Source organism: Streptomyces canus, assembly GCF_030816965.1.
In the GTDB taxonomy this organism is placed as follows: domain Bacteria; phylum Actinomycetota; class Actinomycetes; order Streptomycetales; family Streptomycetaceae; genus Streptomyces; species Streptomyces canus_E.
On record NZ_JAUSYQ010000002.1, the window covers coordinates 9,259,632 to 9,276,595 of the forward strand.

Consider the following 16,964-nt stretch of genomic DNA (forward strand, 5'->3'; position numbering starts at 1 on the left):
CGAGGGCACCTCACCCTCTGCAGGGACGACCAGGAGGTGGGCGGCGACGGCATCGTCACCCAGCCCGGTTTCTTCTGTGTCGTCGGGGACGGGATCCGCGTGGGCCGCGACGACGCGTCACCCGTGACACCCGACCACCACGGGCCGTTCCCCTTCACCGGCGGCACGATCGACAAGGTCGTGGTCGACGTCTCCGGCGAACGGTACGTCGACCACGAGGCGCAGGTACGTGGCTGGTTCATCATCGACTGAACCGGCCGACGCCACGGGCCGGCAGCCGGGACCCGAATCACCCGCTGCGGGGGATGCCGCGTCAGACCGGCGGGGCTCGACTGGAGTCGTACAGGAGAAGGATCGCAACGCCCCCAGAGAAGGAGCCGGACCATGACCGAGGAAATGATCGGGACAGGCGGTGTCAGCGCCCTCGCCGAGGCGGACGCTCCCGTGTTCGAGACGCTCGTCCAGATGACGCTCGACACGTTCGAGCGGTCGGGGCTGGATCCGGAGACGTACCTGCTGACGCGCATCGCGGCGCTGGTGTCCATGGACGCCTCGCCCGCCTCGTATCTGCTCAACATCGGCGCCGCCGGCGAACTCGGCGTGCCCCTCGAGCGCATCCAGGGCACCCTCGTGGCCATCGCTCCGGTGGTCGGCAGCGCCCGTGTGGTGTCCGCCGCCCGCAGCATCGGCGAAGCCTTCGGTCTCCCCCTGCACGACGCAGGCGGGGAAGAAGGAGCAGCGACATGAATCTGGCCTACGACTATCCGGTCCTCGGGGCCTTCTGGACCGTCATGTGGATCTTCCTGTGGATCATGTGGTTGGTGCTGCTCTTCCGGGTCATCGGTGACATCTTCCGGGACGACACACTTGGCGGAGGGGCCAAGACGGGATGGCTGATCTTCGTCGTCGTGCTTCCCTTCCTCGGCGTGTTCATCTACGTCCTGGCCCGCGGCAAGGACATGGGCAGGCGCGAGACACGGCACGCGCAGGCCAAACAGCGTGCGGTCGACGACTACATCCGCACCACCGTCGGCCAGGGCGCGGGGGGCGGGAGCGAAACCGATCAGCTCGCGAAACTCTCCGACATCCGTACCCGGGGTGACATCACCGACGAGGAGTACCAGCGGGCCAAGGAGAAGATCCTCCACTGACCTCCCCTGGCACAGGGGATCCGAGCATGCTCCGAGAACCGTTCCCGGTGTCATCCGACAGCCATCGCCACCGCCCGGGTCGGCGAGACCAGCCAACGGAGCCGCAGCCATGACCGACAACCACCTGGACGGACACGACGTGCGGCACCACACCCCGCAGGAACGGGCCGCGCACGGCAAGGCGGCGCGGGCCGCCGTGCCCCGCTCCAGCCACGCCGCGTTCGCACCCGGACCGCAGCGCCCGGACCCGTTGGAGATCATCGCGAAGCAGTCGACGACCCGGCTGCCCGACCTCGTGCCGATCCGCTACGGCAGGATGTCCGAGTCGCCGTTCCGCTTCTACCGGGGCGCGGCCGCCATCATGGCCTCGGATCTCGCGGGCACCCCGACATCGGGACTGCGGACCCAGCTGTGCGGTGACGCGCACATGTTGAACTTCCGGCTGCTGGCCTCACCCGAGCGGCGCCTCATGTTCGACATCAACGACTTCGACGAGACCCTGCCGGGGCCCTGGGAGTGGGACGTCAAGCGCCTGGCCGCCAGCCTCGTCATCGCGGGCCGGGCCAACGGCTTCAGCACCAAGCAGCGGGCCGCGATCGTCCTGGCCACCGTGCGGTCCTATCGCGAGAGCATGCGGTCCTTCGCCGGACTCGGCAACCTGGCCGTCTGGTACGCCCAGTTCGACGTCGACCGGGTACGCGACCGCTTCGCGGCCGACCTGTCCGCGCGCGGCCGCGAACGGTGGGCGCAGGCCGTGACGAAGGCACGGTCGCACGACACCCTCCAGGTCTTCGACAAACTCACCCACGTCGTCGACGGCAGGCGCCGCATCGCTTCCGCCCCACCGCTCATCACCCGTCTCGAAGACCTGCTGCCGGATGACAGGCGCGGCGCCGTGGAACACGAGCTCCGCACACTGATCGAGCGCTACGGCCAGACTCTCCAGTCGGACCGGCGGTTCCTGCTGGAGCAGTACAGGATGGCCGACATGGCGCGCAAGGTCGTCGGGGTCGGCAGTGTGGGCACCCGCTGCTGGATCGTGCTGCTGCTCGGCAAGGACGACGAGGATCCGCTGTTCCTCCAGGCCAAGGAGGCCGACGAGTCGGTGCTGGCACCCTACGCCGGGGCGAGCGCGTACCGGACGCAGGGCGAGCGGGTGGTCGCCGGGCAACGGCTGATGCAGGCCACCAGCGACATCTTCCTCGGCTGGGAGCGCGTCGAGGGCATCGACGGCAGACGCCGGGACTTCTACGTACGGCAGCTGCGCGACTGGAAGTGGGTCGCCGCGGCCGAGGAGATGGTGCCCCGCGGCATGCGGACCTTCGGAGCGCTGTGCGGCGCGACGCTGGCCCGGGCGCACGCCAGATCCGGCGACCGCATCGGCATCGCCGCCTATCTGGGCGGCGGCGACAGCTTCGACCGGGCGCTGGCGACCTTCGCCGAGCGCTACGCCGACCAGAACGAACGCGACCACCAGGCTCTCGTCGACGCCGTCCACGTCGGGCGACTGTCCGCCGAAGCGGCCTGAAGACCACTGAACCTCCCGCGCCGACGCGGGCGGTGGCCCCGGAGTCCAGGAGATCCACGTCGAGCGGGGCGGCGTCGAGTGGGACGACAAGGGCGACCTGCCCGCCGACGCCGACCTCGACGGCTGCCACGGAGACACCCCGCACCGCGGCCTCCCAACGCGGCGCGCGATCGAGGCACCGGCACATGACACACCGGGGGGCGACCGCAGGGGCGCCGGTCAGCGCGAGGAGCCGGGGTCAGCGGCTTCCTGCCGCGTCACGTTCATGCCGGCCGGGGCGACCATGACGAACAGCGGCAGGCTCTTACGGCTCCCGGGGCTGGGGCGACGGCTCCCGCCGCGCCCGTCAGGGCCGCAGGCCTGCCCGCCTGAGCGCGACCTTGGACCACTCGTCGATGACCTGCCGGTCCCCCCGGCGCCAGGCGTCGGGGAGACCGCCCTGCGGCGGAGATCGCGGCGAGGTGGCGCTGGGTCCCGTGACGGCGCGCAGCGCGAGCAGATCGGCGCCACCGAGGTGCCGCTTCTGCGGCGGACCGGAGCGGCTTCGTCAGGGAGTCGCCGACGAAGGGCTCGCCGCGCGGCCCATGATGTGCAGGTCGGTGGGCCGTGGGTGGCTGGGCCGACCCCGGGAGTCAGATTCTTGGCTGCCGGTCGGCGTCAGGCCGTAGTGGCCGGCCTGTGTCTTCGGTGAGCCGGGGCTTGCCGTCCTTCCCGCGCATCTCTCGCGTCGGACGTTCCACTGAAGCGGCCCAAGCGACTCATGGCGTCCTGACCTGTCGTGACCGTTCACAGATTGACGCTCACCGTGGAGGTTCCCAAGCTGTAGGAGGGGCCTGTGGAAAGGACCACGGCGTGGATGACGGACAGAGCGCACTTCCCCGGCTGCTGACGGCGGCGGAGACAGCGGCGCCGGTAGGCGCCGTCGACGTGGTCGCCGAGCACCTGCGGCGGCGTTTCGAGGCCACGCGGGTCTCTTTTCTCATCGTGGACCTGACGGGAAAGACGGTAGTGCGGCTGTCCACCGCCGGGGCGCTCGAGGGCGGCCGGGAAGCGGAGCGGATTCCCATGTTCGGCAGTGTCTACGAGCAGGTGATCTGCACCCAGCGGCTGTACCAGGAGGCGAGCGGCCAGGGGCAGCGGGTGATCGTGCCGGTCACCAACCGGGGGGATGCGATCGGTCTGCTGGAACTGCTCCTGCCGGCCGCCGCCGGTGAGGACGTCCTCGAAGCGGTGGGAGAAGCCGCCCACGTCCTGGCCTACATAGTGATCGCCAACGGACGTTTCACCGACCTGTACACCTGGGGCAGACGCTCCCGTCCCCCCACCCTGGCAGCGGAAATCCAGTACCAGCTGCTGCCCCCCTCACTGTCCTGCGAGGCCGCACAGTTCACACTGTGCGGGAGTCTGGAGCCCTCCGAAGACCTCAGCGGCGACACCTTCGACTACACCCTGGACCGCGACACCCTGCATGTGTCGGTGACGGACCCCATGGGCCACGACATCGACGCCGCGCTGGCCGCCACGGTCCTGGTGGCCGCCCTGCGCGGCGCCCGCCGCACGGGAGCCGGTCTGGCCGACCAGGCCCACCGGGCCGACCAGGCCCTGGCCGACCAGGCCCACCGGGCCGACCAGGCCCTGGCCGACCACGGCCACGGTCACGCCACCGGGCAACTGCTGCGCATCGACCTCACCACCGGGCGGGCCCAGCTGGTCAACGCCGGCCACCCCTGGCCACTGCGCGTGCGCGAGGGGACCGCGGAGGAGATCACCTGCCTGGTGGACCAGCCCTTCGGGCTGTCCGAGTCCGCGCCGCACTCCTACCGCGTTCAGGACATCGATCTGCGCCCCGGCGACCGCCTGCTCATGCTCACCGACGGCATGCTCGAACGTCACGGGGGGACGGTCGACCTGCCTGCCCTGCTGGAGCACACCCGGGATCTGCACCCGCGGGAGGTGGCGCTGACGCTGACGTCCGCCGTCCGTGAGGCCGCCGGGGGCCGGCTCGAAGACGATGCCACCGTGATGTGCCTGGACTGGCACGACCCTCAGGAGACCGAGCGGCACGTGAGCTCCGGCGCGGACACCCGGCAGGCTTCGGCCGAACGTACGAGGCCGTGGTGATGGCACAGGCAGGGAGCCTGCTCGCCAGAGGGAAGCGATGTTCCTCACAGTCATCGACGCCGACGGGTGCCGGTGTAGAGTGAAGGACGCCCTTGACCTGCACAAAGCAGGCAGGGAGCCGTCTTCCAGGAGTGCTGAATGCTGCGCACTATGCACAAGTCCAAGATCCACCGAGCCACCGTCACCCAGGCCGACCTGCACTATGTGGGATCGGTGACCATCGACGCGGATCTCCTCGACGCCGCCGATCTGCTGCCCGGTGAGCTCGTCCACATCGTCGACATCACCAACGGCGCCCGGCTCGAGACGTACGTCATCGAGGGTGAGCGCGGCTCCGGCGTGATCGGCATCAACGGTGCCGCCGCCCATCTCGTCCACCCCGGAGATCTGGTGATCATCATCAGCTACGCTCAGGTGACCGACGCCGAGGCGCGGGCGCTCGTACCCCGGGTCGTGCACGTGGACCACGACAACCGCATCGTGGCGCTGGGGGCCGACCCGTCCGAGCCGGTGCCGGGTTCGGACCAGGAGCGCAGCCCGCAGGCGGTGTCGGCCTGACCCCGCTCGACGACCTTCGGACCAGGAGCGTGCCCATGAGCGACATAGAGATCCGCGACGACCGACAGGCCGGTCGGCTGGAGGCCCTAGGTTCCGGGGGAGGCGAGGTCGTCGGCCACATCCAGTACTTCGTCCTCGAATCCCCTGCGCGCGCTCTGGTCCCGGTCCACACCATCGTGGAACCGGCCTACGAGGGACAGGGCATCGCGGGCTCCCTGGCCCGCGAGCTCTACTCCATCGCGGCGCGCGAGGGCATCCCTGTCGCCCCGCTCTGCCCGTACGTCGTCAAGTGGGCCGAGCGCCACCCCGACGAGGCCCCGGCAGCCGACCCGGAACTGCTCCGCGCGGCCCGGGAATGGCTGGTGGCCCACCCCGAGGGCTTCTGAGCGGGCGGGTCCGAAAGCCGCGGTCCTGCCGGCCTCGCGCACCGCAACGGGCCGCATCGCGCCGCACCGCACGTCGAGCCCCTCTCGTACCCGGAGCACCCGAGCACACCCACGCGGGCCACGCCCGTCACGCGGGTGGGTGACTGGCGGGAGGGCTCACGGGTACGCGGGGGAGTAGTCCAGAGCCGACGTCGACCGACTGGCTGGAGGACCCCATGACCAACCCGTACCCCGATCCTGTCCCACCGGGTCCCACTCCGGGGCCGACTCCGGGCCCCGGCCCGGTCCCCACGCCGGGCCCTGCCCCGGAGCCCCCGTCACCTCCGGACCCGACTCCGACTCCGGGACCGGGCCCGGTCCCGGACCCGTCGCCGTCCCCGGTCCCGCCGGGCCCTGAACCGGTACCGAACCCGGAGCCGGGGCCACCGCTCAGCTGACGGCAACCAACGTGAACACAGTGGAGGAGGGCCACCGAACGGTGGCCCTCCTCCATGTCAGGGCGACGCTCAGCCCGTCACCTCGGACCGGTTCCCGCCCCACAGCGTGTGGAAGGAACCGTCGCGGTCCGTGCGCCGGTACGTGTGCGCCCCGAAGAAGTCCCGCTGCCCCTGTGTGAGCGCAGCGGGCAGCCGCTCGGCGCGCAGCGCGTCGTAGTACGCCAGCGCCGCCGCGAAGCCGGGCGTCGGGACACCCTGGCGGGTCGCCGCGATGATGACCTCGCGCCAGTCGTCCTGGGCGTCGGCGATCTCCTGGGCGAAGGTGTCGTCGGAGAGCAGGCTGGGCAGGTCCGCGCGGGTGTCGTAGGCGGACCGGATGCGGTCGAGGAAGGCCGCGCGGATGATGCAGCCGCCGCGCCAGATCGCCGAGACGGCACCCAGGTCGATGTCCCAGTCGTACTCCTCACGGGCGGCCGCGATCTCGTGGAAGCCCTGCGTGTACGACACGATCTTCGAGGCGTACAGCGCCTGCTCGACACGGTCCGCGAAGGCCCCGGCCTCCGCCTCCGACAACGGGGACGCCTTGGGCCCGGCGAGACCGCGGGACGCCTCCCGCAGCTCCGCGTGACCCGACAGGGACCGCGCGAAGACCGCCTCCGCGATGCCCGACACCGGGACACCCAGGTCCAGGGCGATCTGCACGGTCCAGCGACCCGTGCCCTTCTGCTCCGCCTGGTCCACCACGACGTCCACGAACGGCTTGCCCGTCGCCGCGTCCACGTGGGAGAGCACCTCGGCCGTGATCTCGATCAGGTACGAGTCCAGGCGGCCCGTGTTCCAGGTGCGGAAGATGTCGGCGATCTGGGCGGGGGAGTACCCGGCGACATCGCGCAGCAACTGGTACGCCTCGCCGATGAGTTGCATGTCGGCGTACTCGATGCCGTTGTGGACCATCTTCACGAAGTGCCCGGCGCCGTCAGGACCGACGTGCGTCACACAGGGCGCCCCGTCCGCCGCCTTCGCGGAGATCTTCTCCAGCATCGGGCCGAGAGAGTCGTACGACTCCTTGGGGCCGCCCGGCATGATGCTCGGCCCGTTCAGCGCGCCCTCCTCGCCGCCGGAGACGCCCATGCCGACGAAGTGGATGCCCTGCTCGCGCAGTTCGCGCTCCCGGCGCCGGGTGTCCGCGAAGTGCGCGTTGCCGCCGTCGATGATCATGTCACCGGGCTCGAGCAGCGGCGCGAACTCCTGGATCACCGCGTCGGTCGGCTCACCGGCCTTCACCATGATGACCAGCCGGCGCGGCCGTTCCAGCGCCGCCACGAACTCCTTGGCGGTCTCGGCCGCGACGAAGTCGCCCTCGCCGCCGAACTCCTCGACCAGGGCGTGCGTGCGCGACGCGGTCCGGTTGTGCAGGGCGACCGTATAGCCGTTGCGGGCGAAGTTGCGGGCCAGGTTGCGGCCCATGACCGCGAGGCCCGTGACGCCGATCTGCGCTGTTGTGCTCATACCGCCTGCTCCCAAAAGATCCTGTGGATCGCGTAGGTCGTCTATCGCTGCTGCCGGTCGTGCTTGTCAGTATCGTCCACCGGACATCCTGGCCTGTCGGAGGACTGTCCGCACACCAGGGATACGGTTCGGGCGCCTCGTTGCGTTCAGCCGGAGACACCGGTCCGGCGCGCGCCCCCACGCGGCTGATTGCCGTCTTGTCATGGCCTGTTCGCGGCGCTTACTTTTGCCCCTCCTGACGCATGTTGTAGGGGGAGGCCTCCATGGCCGTACGCGGCCGGCACCGCCGGTATCAGCCGAACAGGATCAACCGCGCCTCGCTCACCGTCACCGCGGGCGGCGTCGGCATCGCGGTCCCGCTCATCGGCGCCGGCACCGCCCATGCGGCCGACGTGGACACCTGGAACAAGGTCGCCGCGTGCGAGTCCAGCAACAACTGGAGCATCAACACCGGCAACGGCTACTACGGCGGGCTCCAGTTCACCCAGTCCACCTGGGAGGCCTACGGCGGCACCCGGTACGCGGCACGGGCGGATCTGGCCACCAGGGACCAGCAGATCGCCGTGGCGGAGAAGGTGCTGGACGGACAGGGACCGGGCGCCTGGCCGGCCTGCTCGGCGCGGGCCGGACTCACCCGCGAGGGCTCCGCCCCGGACGGCCGGCCCCTCACCGGGAAGACGGCCTCCGTACCGGACGTACAGCCGCAGACCACCCCGCAGTCGCGGGCCGGGTCCGCCGAGATGTACACCGTGGTCCGCGGCGACTCGCTCTCCGGGATCGCCGACGCCCGGAAGGTTCGGGGCGGCTGGCGGGGGCTGTACGCCGCCAACCGGAAGACCGTCGGGGCCGACCCCGACCTGATCCTGCCCGGGCAGCGCCTCAAGCTGCGCGCCACCGCCGGAACGACCGCCACCACCGACCGGACCTCGACGAAGAAGACCTCCTCCGACACCGCGGAGAAGACCGAGAAGACCGAGAAGGCCGCAGACACCGGCCTGGTCGCCCCCGTGAACGCCTCCCTCGGCACGCCCTACCGCAAGGCGGGCTCCGCCTGGTCGAAGGGCTACCACACCGGCGTCGACTTCGCGGTGCCCACCGGGACGTCCGTGAAGGCGGTCGCGGCCGGGAAGGTCGTCACGTCGGGTTGGGGAGGTTCCTTCGGCTACCAGGTGGTGATCCGGCACGCCGACGGCCGTTACACGCAGTACGCCCACCTGTCCGCGATCTCCGTGAAGTCCGGGCAGAGCGTGGGCGGCGGGCAGCGCATCGGCCGTTCGGGCTCCACCGGCAACAGCTCGGGCCCGCATCTGCACTTCGAGGTGCGGACGGGGCCCGGCTTCGGTTCCGATATCGACCCGGTGGCGTATCTCAGGGCCGGCGGCATCAGGATGTGACACGGGTGCGGTGCCGGTCCAGGACCGGCACCGGGATGTACGCGGCGCCGTAGAAGGGGCCGTAGTACGCCGGGGGCTGGTCGCCCAGGTTCTCCAGGAGTTCTTCGGCGGTGCCGTCCGGCTGTGCCGTCTCAGGAGCCGCCGGTGTGGCGGGAGCCGGGACGAGCAGCTCCTCGCGCAGGGCGGCGACCTCGTCGACGAGTACGCCCTCGCGCAGGACGGCCACCGCCGGCTCCTCGGCGGGCGCCGGGACGAACCCCCCGCCCTCGGGGGCGACGGTCGCCGCGGGCTCCGGCTCGGCATGGGTGCGCTGGATCCGCTCCGTCGTCAGCAGGATCAGGCCGCCGGCCGCCACCACACCGCAGCTCAGGGCGAGCGCGGTGCCCGTGGTGCCGTAGCGGAAGGTTTCTCCGAACATCGTGATGCCGACCGCCGCCGCCACCACCGGGTTCACGACCGTCAGCGTCGCCAGCGGGGCCGCGAGACCGGCGCCGCGGTAGGAGGCCTGCGACAGCATCAGCCCGGCCGTCGCCAGGACGCCGATCGCGGCCAGGGAGGGCAGGTCCGCCGTCGACACGCCACCGCTCCAGTCCACGGCGACCGTCTTGGTGAACACCGAGGACATACCGAACGCGATGCCGGACGCGGTCGCGAGCAGCACGCTGCGCACCACCGGGTGCCGGTGTGCGGCCCGGCCCGCGATCATCAGCGCGACCACCGCGGCGGCCGTCACCAGACCGGCGAACACCCGCTGGGCCGTGCTGAGGGACTGTGCGTCGGAGGCGCCGACCAGGGAGAGCAGACCGGCCAGACCCACCGTCGCCATGATCGCGCCCCGCCAGGCGGTGGCCCCGGCCCTGCGGCCGACGAACAGCGCGGCCATCGGCAGCGCGAACACGATCGTCAGGGCGCCCAGCGGCTGGACCAGGCTGAGAGGGCCGTAGGCGAGCGCCACCACGTGCAGCAGTCCACCGAGGCCGTTCAGCGCGACCGCCGCCCACCAGCTCGGCCGGCGCAGCGGCGCGTACTGCTCGTCCGGGTGCGACACCGCGACCTGCTCCTGCACGATCGCTCCGCCCGCGTAGGCGACGGCGGAGACGAGGGAGAGGAGCACGGACAACGCGAGGGCACTCATGAGTTGCTCCTCTGCGTGAGGCGGGGGCTGGCTGCCCGGCGCGACGAACGGTCGTCTTCCATGACCAACACGATGCCGGGAAAAGTTCTTCCCGTCGTCGTACCTGAGCAGGCAATGGGTCCTACTGCCGATGGAGTACAAAACGGTCCGTGTCCTCCCCAAGGCGGGTGACACGGGGTGGAGGCCCCCTGGTGGGTACCCCTACGGGTCTTGGTACTACTGCTGGTCGTGGACCTCGACCCTGATCTCGCGGCGCTACGACCGCTCGGCGCCTTCTTCGTACTACGGACGATCGGCGGCACTCCCGGGACAGCACACCCGGCGCTGCCGACCCTCGCACAAGTCTACGAGCACCGGGCGTCGGAAGTTTATGGAAATACCCTGACTTTTCGTGTCAGGAAGGTCGCCGGGGCCCTGCGCGCCCCCGAACCCCGGATCGCGGCCTCCATCGCCCAGCAGGGCCTCGCGGCCCGGCTGTGGTCGGTGGCGCTCGGCTGCGCGGCCCTGTACGGCCGGATCCCCGACCTGTCGCCGCGGCGGCTGCACTGGGACCCCGACGCGAGCGCCCCCGACGATCTGTGGCTGGATGCCGTGGAGCCGCTGCCGGGCGATGCCGGGACCATCGCCGATGTCGTCCTGCACGGCCACCTCGAACCGCTCACGGCAGCGCTGCACGCCGATTACCGGCTCGCCACCGGACTGCTCCGGGGCAACGCCGCCTCGGCCCTCGCGGGCGCTGCCCGCCAGCTCGGCCACCGTCCGGACCTCTCCGCCCGCGCCCGTGACCTCGCCGTGGAACTCCTCGCCCATCCCCTGCTCGCCGGAACCGGTACCCTCACCGGCACCGCCTTCCGCCGCCGCAGCTGCTGTCTGTACTACCGGTTGCCGGAGGGTGGCCTGTGCGGTGACTGTTGTTTCACACGAGCCCCGCGCTCTTCCCCGCGCGGCGCATCTGGGTGACCATGAAAGCCGACCAGCCGCTGAGACAGGGGGTTCCGGGTGCGTGTTGGCCTGCTGACCCGGGAGTACCCGCCGGACGTGTACGGCGGTGCCGGTGTCCATGTCGAGTTCCTCGCCCGGGAGTTGAGGTCCCTCGTCGACCTCGACGTGCACTGCTGGGGCGAGGTGTCCGTCAAGGAGAGAGCGGCGGGCGTGATCCGGCACCGGCCCTGGTCCGCGCTCGACACCGCCAACGACGCGCTGCGCACCTTCTCCGTGGACCTCTCCATGGCCGCAGGCCTCGAAGGCCGCGAGCTGGTCCACTCGCACACCTGGTACGCCAATCTCGCCGGCCACCTCGGCAAGCTGCTGTACGGCATCCCGCACGTGATGACCGCCCACTCCCTGGAGCCCCTGCGCCCCTGGAAGGCCGAGCAGCTGGGCGGTGGATACGCCCTCTCCAGCTGGGCCGAGCGCACCGCGATCGAGACCGCCGACGCGGTGATCGCCGTGTCGGGAGCCATGCGCGAGGACATCCTCGGCTGCTACCCGGCGCTGGATCCGGCCAAGGTCCACATCGTGCACAACGGCATCGACACCGCCCTGTACCGGCCCGACCACGGCACCGACGTACTGGACCGGATCGGACTGGACCGAGATCGCCCGTTCGTGCTGTTCGTCGGCCGGATCACCCGCCAGAAGGGCGTGCCGCACCTGATGCGCGCGGTCCGGGACATCGACCCGGCCGCGCAGGTCGTCCTGTGCGCGGGCGCGCCGGACACCCCCGAGATCGACCGGGAGTTCCGTGAGCTCTTCGAGGAGCTGAGCCGGGTCCGCGAGGGCGTCCACTGGATCCCGCAGATGCTGCCGCGCCCCGAGGTGATCCAGCTCCTGACCCACGCGGCCGTCTTCGTCTGCCCCTCGGTGTACGAACCCCTCGGCATCGTCAACCTGGAGGCGATGGCCTGCGGAACCCCCGTGGTGGCTTCGCGGGTCGGCGGTATCCCGGAGGTCGTGGACGACGGCAGGACCGGCCTGCTCGTCACCGTGGACGACGAGTTCGAGACGGCCCTCGCCAGGGCACTCGACTCCGTGATCGGCGATCCGGAGACCGCGCGGCGGATGGGCGAGGCGGGACGTGAGCGGGCGGTGGGCGAGTTCGGCTGGGATGCCGTCGCGCTGCGCACGGTCCGGCTCTACGAGAAGATCCTCAAACAGGCGTACTAGGCCCCTCGCAAGGGCAGTGATGGGTCAAACCAGGGTGAGGAGAGCGGCCATGCGTCGTGGCGGACCTTCGGTGCTCGGCATCGTACTCGCGGGTGGAGAAGGCAAACGCCTGATGCCCTTGACCACGGACCGCGCCAAACCGGCGGTCACCTTCGGAGGGACGTATCGTCTGGTCGACTTCGTCCTGTCCAACCTCGTCAACGGCGACATCCTGCGCATCTGTGTGCTCACGCAGTACAAGTCGCACTCGCTCGACCGGCACATCACGACCACCTGGCGGATGTCGAGCCTGCTCGGCAACTACATCACGCCGGTGCCGGCCCAGCAGCGCCTCGGACCGCGCTGGTATCTGGGCAGCGCGGACGCGATCCTGCAGTCCCTGAACCTGCTCTACGACGAACGTCCCGAGTACGTCGCGGTCTTCGGCGCCGACCACGTGTACCGCATGGACCCGCGCCAGATGCTCGCGCAGCACATCGAGTCCGGCGCGGGCGTCACGGTGGCCGGGATCCGTGTCCCGCGCGCCGAGTCCCCCTCGTTCGGGGTGATCTCCCCGGGCTCGGACGGCCTCACGGTGGAAGGCTTCCTGGAGAAGCCCGCCGACCCGCCGGGGCTGCCGGACGACCCGGAGAGCGTGTTCGCCTCGATGGGCAACTACATCTTCACCACCAAGGCCCTGATCGAGGCGCTCCAGCGGGACTCCGAGGACGAGCACTCCGTCCACGACATGGGCGGCTCGATCCTGCCGCAGCTCACCGACCGCGGCGAGGCCCAGCTCTACGACTTCAGCGCCAACCACGTCCCCGGCGAGACCACCCGCGACCGCGGCTACTGGCGCGACGTGGGAACCCTGGACGCGTACTACGACGCCCACATGGACCTGATCGCCGAGCGCCCCGCCTTCAACCTCTACAACCGGCAGTGGCCCATCTACACCCATTCCGGCCAGCTCTCCCCGGCCCGCTTCAACTCCGGAGGCATCGCCAGTGAGTCCATCATCAGCGCGGGCTGCCTGATCCGGGGCCAGGTCACCCGGTCCGTGCTCTCGCCCGGTGTCCTGGTCGACCCGGGGGCCGTGGTCCAGGGCTCGGTACTGCACGACAACGTCAAGATCGGGCGGGGTGCCGTGGTCCGCGGCGCCGTCCTCGACAAGAACGTCGAGGTCCCGCCGGGCGCGACGATCGGTGTGAACCCGGAGCGGGACGCGGAGCTGTACACCGTGTCCAAGGGCGGGGTGATCGCGCTCGGGAAGGGACAGCTGGTGTCCTGAGCGGCGGTCGGGTCAGCCCTGTGGCCGCTGGGCTGTGAAGTTCTTCATGATCACCTCACTGGTTCGGCGCAGCTCATCCGAGGGGCTGATCTGGAGGTATTCGCTGCCCGGCTCGGTGTGGACCGGCACATGCCCCGCGGGGGCGTAGAACGCGTCGCCCTCGTGGTACACCTCGTCGTGGTCCGCGTAGTGGAAGGTGAGTTCGCCCCTGAAGACGTAGCCCCAGTGCGGGCACTGGCAGCGGTCGTCGGGCAGCCCCTTGAGCAGCGGCCGGTGGTCGACGTCCTCGCGGAATGTCAGGAAGTCGACCGTGTAGTCGCCGAACACCTCGGACCGGTCGACGACCGCCCCGTAGTCGCCGCCCTGGGTGGCCGTGTCGCGGGAAACCTTCGGCATCTCCATCGCCTTCTTCCGGCAGGGGAGGGTTCTTCTGCCATTGTCCGCGTGCGGCGCGGCGATGGCATGTGCCGAGGACTTGTCATGTCCCTGGACGGAAGTCGGAATCCGTGTTGTCATGCCACTTCCTGCCCATGACAACGTTGTTATGGAGGCTTCCGTGCACAGCAGGCACATCACCCGTCTCAGAGCCCGGCTGGCGTTACTGCTCGCCGCCCTCCTCGGCCTCGCCGGTCTGACCGCGGTCCCCGCCCAGGCCGACGATCCCGTCGAGGCCCGTGGTCTCAAGGGCGAGTACTACACCCAGTCAGCCCCCGGTGCCTTCGACTTCCACGAGCTCAAGGCGACCACCTTCGACCCGACCCTCGACTTCGACAACCTGGAGCCCCGGCTGGCCGCCGCGACCGGTCGTTCGGACGACGTCAGCGTCCGCTGGACCGGCAGGCTGGTACCGACGGCCTCCGGACCGCACACCTTCTCGGTCATCGGCGACAACGGCTTCCGCCTCTGGATCGGCGGACAGCTCCTCATCGACCACTGGGTCGACGACTGGGACCGCGAACAGACCGCGCAGCCCGTCGAGTTGACCGCCGGGGAGTCTTACGACATCAAGGTCGAGTACTTCGAGCACTACGGCGGCTCCAACCTCCACCTGCGCTGGGTCCAGCCCGGCGGAACCAAGGAGGCCGTTCCGCAGTCGGCGTTCCGGCTGCCCGAGGGCTACGACTACGACGGCGCGGTCGCGACCACCGTCCTCGGCACCGGCCGCACCCTGAAGCTCGACTTCGCCCAGCCCCTAGCCGCACCTCCGGCCGCCCTCGCCGACCACCTCCGGGCGGTGATCGGCGGCGCCAAGTGGCCCTTGGGCACGGCGAAACAGGACCCGGAAGACCCCCGTGTCCTGCTCGTCACCCTCGCCGAACCCGTCGTGGGCAACAGGGCCGGCACCGCGCGTGGCACCGCCGACCTCCGCTATGACGGTGAAGGCGGGCTCACCAGTGCTGACGGCAACGTTGTCGGCGCGTTCTGGAGCAGCGGACCCAATCGCTCGACGTACGAACTGCGCACGAAGTGGGCCGACGAGGTGGGGCCGGACAACGCCCATCCCGAGTATCCGCGGCCGCAGTTGACCCGCGAGGCGTGGCAGGGCCTCAACGGCCGCTGGCAGTTCGCCGCCGCCGAGGCGGGTGAACGGCCACCGGTGGGCAGGAACCTGGCCGAGCGCATCCTCGTCCCGTACCCCGTGGAGTCACAGCTCTCCGGCCTGGAACGGCACGAGGACCGCATGTGGTACCGCCGCACCTTCACCGTCCCGGCCGACTGGCGCATCGGCTCCGGCAAGCGCCTCCAGCTCAACTTCGGGGCGGTCGACTGGCGGTCCGAGGTGTACGTCAACGGGATCAAGGTCGCCGAACACACCGGCGGCTACGACAAGTTCAGCGCCGACATCACCGACGCGCTGAAGCCCGGCCGCACCCAGGAACTGATCGTCGGCGTGTACGACCCCACCGACGCGGCCGACGGCGAGAACCCGCCCCTCGGCAAGCAGCGTCTCGACCCGAGCGGCATCTGGTACACCCCGTCCTCCGGGATCTGGCAGACCGTCTGGATGGAGCCGGTCGCCCGCGACCACGTCGGCTCCCTCAAGCTGATCCCCGACGTCTCCGCCAACAGGTTGACAGTGCAGGCGCAGGGCGTCCGCGACGGTGTACCGATCACGGCCACGGCGTACGACGGAAAGCGGAAGCTCGCCACGGCACGCGGCCGGACGGGTGCGCCGCTGACCCTGACCATCGAGAACCCGCGCCTGTGGTCGCCGGACGATCCGTTCCTCTACGGCCTGAAGGTGACCGTCGGCGCCGACCGCGTCGGCAGCTACTTCGGGATGCGCTCCATCGCCGTCGAGAACGTCGACGGCACCCCGCGCACGGTCCTCAACGGCGAGCCCGTCTTCATGATGGCCACCCTCGACCAGGGCTTCTGGCCCGACGGCCTGCACACCGCGCCCACCGACGAAGCCCTGGCGTACGACCTGAGGGTGCACAAGAAGCTCGGCTTCAACGCCGTCCGCAAGCACATCAAGGTCGAGCCCGACCGCTGGTTCCACTGGGCCGACCGGCTGGGTCTGATGGTGTGGCAGGACATGCCCGCGATGACCGCGGGGGTGAATCCGAGTCCCGCCGCCCGTGCCGAGTACGAGCGCGAGATGAAGCAGATGGTCGACGAGCACATCAGCAGTCCGTCGGTCGTCATGTGGGTGACCTTCAACGAGGGCTGGGGGCAGTACGACATCGGCCGGATCGCCGAGCAGGCCAAGGCCTGGGACCCGACCCGCCTGGTCAACAACCAGTCGGGTCTCAACCTCGGCGCCGACGGCAACGCCGGCGACATCATGGACGAGCACGGGTATCCCAGTCCCGCCCTGCCACCACACCCCGACGGCAGGCGCGCCCTGGTCAGCGGTGAGTACGGCGGCCTGGGCCTCGCTGTGCCCGGGCACGCCTGGTCCGTCCAGCAGTCGTACGTCGACGTCGACCCGGCGACCTACACCGACGGCTATCTGGCCAAGCTCGACGAGGTGCGGGCCCTGGCCTGCCGGGGCGGCAACGGGGCCGTCTACACCCAGATCGCGGACGTCGAGGGTGAGCTGAACGGGTTGCTCACCTACGACCGCAAGGTCCTCAAACCGGACGTCGAGCGGGTCCGGGCCGCGCACCACGCCCTGATCCGGGACGCGTCCCGGGCGATTCCGGCAGGGTGTGCGTCAACCGACGGATGATTGCATTCACACCATGTGTCCCGCCCCTTTCGACTGGGGGCGGGGCTTAATCTGTTGTTAACTGTGCGTAGCTTGATCGTACTTGACCGTAATCACGGGATGGCGATTGACTGCTGGCCCACCCGTTCTCGACG

At 70.4% G+C, this 16,964-nt stretch carries 15 protein-coding genes; 12 read left to right on the forward strand and 3 right to left on the reverse strand.

The features are described from left to right. Positions 1–36: 36 nt before the first annotated feature. From QF027_RS43245 to QF027_RS43275, 7 genes are all read left to right on the forward strand, one after another. The gene (locus QF027_RS43245; RefSeq protein ID WP_306973396.1) at positions 37–252 is read left to right on the forward strand and encodes a hypothetical protein; all 216 of its coding nucleotides are present in this window, start codon (positions 37–39) and stop codon (positions 250–252) included. 132 nt (positions 253–384) lie between these two features. After that, positions 385–747, forward strand: coding sequence for a carboxymuconolactone decarboxylase family protein (locus QF027_RS43250; RefSeq protein WP_307080907.1), 363 nt, complete (start codon positions 385–387; stop codon positions 745–747). Next, positions 744–1,151 carry an SHOCT domain-containing protein gene (locus QF027_RS43255; RefSeq protein ID WP_306973394.1) on the forward strand — a complete coding sequence of 136 codons (408 nt, stop codon included), beginning with the start codon at positions 744–746 and terminating at the stop codon, positions 1,149–1,151. The genes QF027_RS43250 and QF027_RS43255 overlap by 4 nt, the downstream gene beginning before the upstream one ends. Positions 1,152–1,260: 109 nt before the next feature. Continuing rightward, a complete protein-coding gene (locus QF027_RS43260) occupies positions 1,261–2,679 on the forward strand; it encodes a DUF2252 domain-containing protein (RefSeq protein WP_306973393.1) in 1,419 nt (472 codons plus the stop codon). An 852-nt stretch (positions 2,680–3,531) separates the two neighbouring features. Then, entirely contained in the window at positions 3,532–4,800 is a 1,269-nt protein-coding gene (locus tag QF027_RS43265) for a PP2C family protein-serine/threonine phosphatase (RefSeq protein ID WP_307080909.1), read from the forward strand. A gap of 138 nt (positions 4,801–4,938) precedes the next feature. Next, positions 4,939–5,358 carry an aspartate 1-decarboxylase gene (panD, locus tag QF027_RS43270; protein WP_306973391.1) on the forward strand — a complete coding sequence of 140 codons (420 nt, stop codon included), beginning with the start codon at positions 4,939–4,941 and terminating at the stop codon, positions 5,356–5,358. A gap of 35 nt (positions 5,359–5,393) precedes the next feature. Beyond that, positions 5,394–5,744 (forward strand): GNAT family N-acetyltransferase, encoded by a 351-nt coding sequence (locus tag QF027_RS43275; RefSeq protein WP_306973390.1) that lies wholly within the window; start codon positions 5,394–5,396, stop codon positions 5,742–5,744. 506 nt (positions 5,745–6,250) lie between these two features. Here the strand turns inward: QF027_RS43275 and gndA are convergent. Beyond that, a complete protein-coding gene (gndA, locus tag QF027_RS43280; protein WP_307080911.1) occupies positions 6,251–7,690 on the reverse strand; it encodes an NADP-dependent phosphogluconate dehydrogenase in 1,440 nt (479 codons plus the stop codon). Between the two features lie 263 nt (positions 7,691–7,953). On the opposite strand from gndA, the gene QF027_RS43285 reads away from it, so the two are divergent. Then, positions 7,954–9,084 carry a transglycosylase family protein gene (locus QF027_RS43285; protein WP_307080913.1) on the forward strand — a complete coding sequence of 377 codons (1,131 nt, stop codon included), beginning with the start codon at positions 7,954–7,956 and terminating at the stop codon, positions 9,082–9,084. Here the strand turns inward: QF027_RS43285 and QF027_RS43290 are convergent. Next, positions 9,074–10,219 (reverse strand): DMT family transporter, encoded by a 1,146-nt coding sequence (locus QF027_RS43290; RefSeq protein ID WP_306973387.1) that lies wholly within the window; start codon positions 10,217–10,219, stop codon positions 9,074–9,076. The genes QF027_RS43285 and QF027_RS43290 overlap by 11 nt on opposite strands. Positions 10,220–10,429: 210 nt before the next feature. Here QF027_RS43290 and QF027_RS43295 point away from each other — a divergent pair, with 210 nt between their 5' ends. The 3 genes from QF027_RS43295 to glgC are packed head-to-tail and all read left to right on the forward strand — an operon-like array spanning position 10,430 to position 13,655. After that, positions 10,430–11,179, forward strand: a complete 750-nt coding sequence (locus QF027_RS43295) for a (2Fe-2S)-binding protein (RefSeq protein WP_307080915.1) — start codon at positions 10,430–10,432, stop codon at positions 11,177–11,179. Positions 11,180–11,218: 39 nt separating this feature from the next. Then, entirely contained in the window at positions 11,219–12,385 is a 1,167-nt protein-coding gene (gene glgA / locus QF027_RS43300; RefSeq protein ID WP_306973385.1) for a glycogen synthase, read from the forward strand. Between the two features lie 49 nt (positions 12,386–12,434). Next, positions 12,435–13,655, forward strand: coding sequence for a glucose-1-phosphate adenylyltransferase (glgC, locus tag QF027_RS43305; protein ID WP_307080917.1), 1,221 nt, complete (start codon positions 12,435–12,437; stop codon positions 13,653–13,655). Positions 13,656–13,667: 12 nt separating this feature from the next. Here the strand turns inward: glgC and QF027_RS43310 are convergent, their stop codons facing one another. Continuing rightward, on the reverse strand, positions 13,668–14,051 hold the full coding sequence (locus QF027_RS43310; RefSeq protein WP_307080919.1) for a hypothetical protein: 384 nt from the start codon (positions 14,049–14,051) through the stop codon (positions 13,668–13,670). A 160-nt stretch (positions 14,052–14,211) separates the two neighbouring features. Between QF027_RS43310 and QF027_RS43315 the strand changes: the two genes are divergently transcribed. Further along, positions 14,212–16,830 carry a PA14 domain-containing protein gene (locus QF027_RS43315; protein ID WP_307080922.1) on the forward strand — a complete coding sequence of 873 codons (2,619 nt, stop codon included), beginning with the start codon at positions 14,212–14,214 and terminating at the stop codon, positions 16,828–16,830. Positions 16,831–16,964 lie beyond the last annotated feature (134 nt).